This window comes from Microbacterium sp. CPCC 204701, from assembly GCF_004010105.1.
Classification (GTDB): Bacteria; Actinomycetota; Actinomycetes; order Actinomycetales; family Microbacteriaceae; genus Microbacterium.
The window spans coordinates 1-3,568 of the sequence record NZ_RRYE01000314.1; the positions used below are offsets into that span (position 1 = coordinate 1).

At 71.6% G+C, this 3,568-nt stretch carries 4 protein-coding genes and 1 pseudogene; 3 read left to right on the plus strand and 2 right to left on the minus strand.

What is annotated here, in order from left to right; translation table 11 throughout:
* Positions 1-100 precede the first annotated feature (100 nt).
* Positions 101-973 carry a DUF4097 family beta strand repeat-containing protein gene (locus EIO58_RS14530; RefSeq protein WP_127820128.1) on the plus strand — a complete coding sequence of 291 codons (873 nt, stop codon included), beginning with the start codon at positions 101-103 and terminating at the stop codon, positions 971-973.
* A gap of 16 nt (positions 974-989) precedes the next feature.
* Here EIO58_RS14530 and cofE read toward each other — a convergent pair whose 3' ends face one another.
* Positions 990-1,796 carry a coenzyme F420-0:L-glutamate ligase gene (gene cofE / locus EIO58_RS14535; RefSeq protein ID WP_127820129.1) on the minus strand — a complete coding sequence of 269 codons (807 nt, stop codon included), beginning with the start codon at positions 1,794-1,796 and terminating at the stop codon, positions 990-992.
* Positions 1,797-1,869: 73 nt separating this feature from the next.
* Positions 1,870-2,376, minus strand: a complete 507-nt coding sequence (locus tag EIO58_RS14540; RefSeq protein ID WP_127820130.1) for a GNAT family N-acetyltransferase — start codon at positions 2,374-2,376, stop codon at positions 1,870-1,872.
* Positions 2,377-2,517: 141 nt separating this feature from the next.
* On the opposite strand from EIO58_RS14540, the gene EIO58_RS14545 reads away from it, so the two are divergent.
* A complete protein-coding gene (locus EIO58_RS14545; RefSeq protein WP_127820131.1) occupies positions 2,518-3,078 on the plus strand; it encodes an acyl-CoA thioesterase in 561 nt (186 codons plus the stop codon).
* A 120-nt stretch (positions 3,079-3,198) separates the two neighbouring features.
* Positions 3,199-3,568: pseudogene (locus EIO58_RS14550) on the plus strand (hypothetical protein); the annotation flags it as partial.

The following is a 3,568-nucleotide window of genomic DNA, read 5'->3' on the forward strand; positions in this document are numbered from 1 at the left end:
GCAGCCCGGTCCCGCCCCCGCCCGCTCCACCGCGGGGCGGCCCGAACCCGCCGACCGGAACGACATCGAGCGGCCGCGCGCCGCAGACAGGAACGAACCGATGAGCACGACCGTCACGCCGCCTCCGCCCGCCCCCGGAACGCCCGCGCCACCGCCCGCGCCTGCCTCGGACGGTGCCCGCGCGGTCGCGATCGTCGCGATCGTCCTCGGCGCCGTCGTGCTGGGAGTGACCGTGGTCTCGGCGGTGGTCGGGACGATCGCATCGGCGTCGGTGCACACCTCGACGCGCACCGTCGCGGTCGCAGGCGTCGACGATGTGGATCTCGACGCATCGGCCGGCGTCGTGCGCGTCGAGTTCGGCGACGTCGACGAGGCCGAGCTCGAGGTGACCAGTTCTTGGGGTTCCGAGCGGTGGCGCTTCGAGCGTGACGGCGACACCCTCGAGATCGCCTCGCCCGACCGGTCCGGCTGGCTCGGCTGGTTCGGATGGGGCTGGAGCGGATGGTTCGGCGATCGCAGCGGCGACGCGGTCCTGCGCCTGCCCTCGAGCCTCGAAGGCGTGGACGCCGACATGTCGCTGTCAGCGGGGGACCTCGTCGCGGACGGGACGTTCGGCGAGCTGGACGTGTCGCTCGGCGCGGGCTCGTTCGACATCGCCGGCGCGGCGCGGTCGGTGTCGGCCGAGGTGAGCGCGGGGCGCGGTGAGCTCGACCTCGAGGACGTCGGCGAGGCGAACCTCTCGGTCAGCGCCGGGTCGCTGGATGCCCGCCTGTCTGGCACGCAGCCCGACTCCGTGGAGGTCGACGTGAGTGCGGGGTCCCTGAAGCTCACCGTTCCCGACGGGGACTACGCCGTGCAGTCCGATGTCTCGGCCGGCGGATTCGACAACGGCATCGGATCCGACCCCCGCGCGACCCGCACGATCCATGTCGAGGTGTCGGCGGGAGAGGCCGTGCTGCGATCGGAGCGCTGACGCCGCGCTCGTCGGGCTACGGGCCGGACTGGAAGGCGTCGGCGACGTCGCCGCGGGCCGACGCCTGGCCCGCGGCGAACCCTTCGGCGTAGGCCTCGTCGGCACCGAGCCGGAACATGTCGCGCTCGAGCGGGCGCACGATCGAGCGGGCGCCGGGCAGGTCGAGGGATCCGACGAGATCCGCGCGGCCACGGACCACGGCGATCGGCAGGCGCGCCGCCTTGCCCTTGACGAGATCGGTCGCCGCCGCCAGCTCGTCGGCGACGCACGGCATGGTGACGACGAGCGGGCGGCCCTCGGCATCGGTCGCCCCGCGAAGATCCTCGAAGACGTGCACGCCGCCCGCGCCGATGGCGTGATCGGTCTGACCTTCGCGCCACGCGCGGCCGAGGGTGTCCGACACGATCACGCCGACCTCGATCCCGAGCCGCTCGCGCAGTCCCGCGGCGATCGCGCGCGCCGACGCGTCGGGGTCGACCGGCAGCAGCAGCACCGTGCCCTCGGGCGTGTTCGACGCGTCGACCCCCGCCGCGGCCGACACCATGCCGAGCCGGTTCTCGACGATGCGCGTCGTCGCGCCGCCCGGGAACGTGCGGGCTGCCACGACCCGGACGGTCTCGGCGGTGATGGCGTCTTCGCGGTCGTCGGCGACGACGAATCTGCCCTCGGCCTTCGAGACGATCTTCGAGGTCACGACGAGGATGTCGCCGTCGGCGAGATCGGAGCCGCCGGCCCGCGCGATGACGTCGACGAGGTCGGCGCCCGCGGTGATCTCGGGAATTCCCTCGAGGGGCCAGACGGAGAGCGCGGGGCGAGGCGACATGCTCCCAGTCTTGCCGATGCCGAATGAAGAGGCGTGCCCGGCGAACCGGACACGCCTCTGGAGGTCTTCGGAGTCAGCGCACGAAGCGCACCTCAGTGAGGGTCTCGCCGAGGAACGGCTCGGTGTGCGAGGCTCCGTCGAGTGCGAAGCCGTTGCGCGTGTAGAACCGGTGCGCGCGCGGGTTGTCTTCGGCGACCCACAGATAGAGCGGCTCGTCCTTCTCGACGACCGCGTCGAAGAGCTTCTGCCCGATCCCGGTGCCGTGGTGGGCGTCGAGAAGGTAGATGAAGTAGAGCTCTCGAAACCGCGGGGCATCCCGGTCGCGGGCGGGGCCGGACCCCGCGAAACCGACGATCTCACCGTTCACGAGGGCGGCGTACATCTTGAACTCTGGACCCTGCACGGCCCAGTGGGTCCACAGCTCGGCCATGCGCTTGGGCGAGACCGCTTCGAGGGCGGCCTTGCTGATGAGGTGGTCGTACGTCTCGTGCCAGCAGGTGGCGTGCACGCGGCCGAGGGCTTCGGCGTCGACGTCCCGCACCGGACGGACGACGATGTCGGTCTGGAGTTCGGCTTCCATGGGCCAGACTCTACGCGCGCCGTGCCACGAGGCGAAATCAAGGTCGCGCGCGCATGAAATGCGACGCACACGCCCGGCGCGTCTGTCGGCATCCGACAACCGAATGGGTGAATCGGGCGCGGATCGCTACGATCGCACCTCGTGAACGTGATCTGGCGGACCCTCATGGTGATGCTCACGGCGCGGCGGCGTGTACGGCGGTCCGGGCGGCTCGGGCCCACCGAGATCGGGCGCGTGCGGCTCACAACGCTGCCCACCGACATCGACCTGCTGCAGCACATGAACAACGGCCGCTACCTGTCGCTGTTCGACCTCGGACGCTGGGACCTGCTCGTGCGCACCGGGCTGTGGGACGTCATGAAGGAACGCGGGTGGTACGCGGTGGTCTCGAGCGAGACGGTGACGTTCCGCAAGTCGCTGAACCTGTGGCAGCGCTTCGACGTCGAGTCGCGCATGATCGGCCACGACGACAAGGCGCTCTATCTGGAGCACCGGGCCGTCGTCGAGGGCGAGGTCTACGCCCGCGCGATCATCCGCGCGCGCATGATGAAGCGCGCCGGCGGCACGCTCTCGCACGAGGAGCTGTTCGCGGCCGTCGGGCGCCCCGAGGGGATCCCGGAGGTGGAGGACTGGGTGCACGAGTGGGCCGCGGCATCCGCTCTTCCGCCCACGCGGGCCGAGGCCCCCAGCGTGTGGAGCTGAGCACCTAGCGCACCGTCCCGCGCGACGCAAGCCGTTTGCCACGAGCGCAGGCCCTGCGGTTGCGTAGGCCCCGGGAGCGCCGGGATCCTCCTCCGGCGCGCGAGGGGAAGGAGTCCACCCGTGGATACGAGCACCCTGATCTGGATCATCGTCGGCATCGTCATCCTGCTCGCGATCGTGGTGATCGCGATGATCATGACGTCACGCAAGCGGCGGACGCGGCAGCTCGAGCACCGGCACGAGCGGGCCGAGAAGCTGCGCGCCGGCGCGCGTGAGACCGACCTCCAGGCTCGAGAGCACGAGGCCGAGGCGGCGCGAGCCCGTGCCGATGCCGCGGCAGCTGCGGCCGCGGCAGAGTCCGCGAAGGCGCGTGCGGCTGAGGCCTCGATCGACGCCGAACGGCGGTCCAGCACGATCGACGAGCATCAGGCGGATGCCGAGAAGCTGCGTGCCGAGCAGGCCGAGGCGCTGCGCAAGGCCGACGACGTCG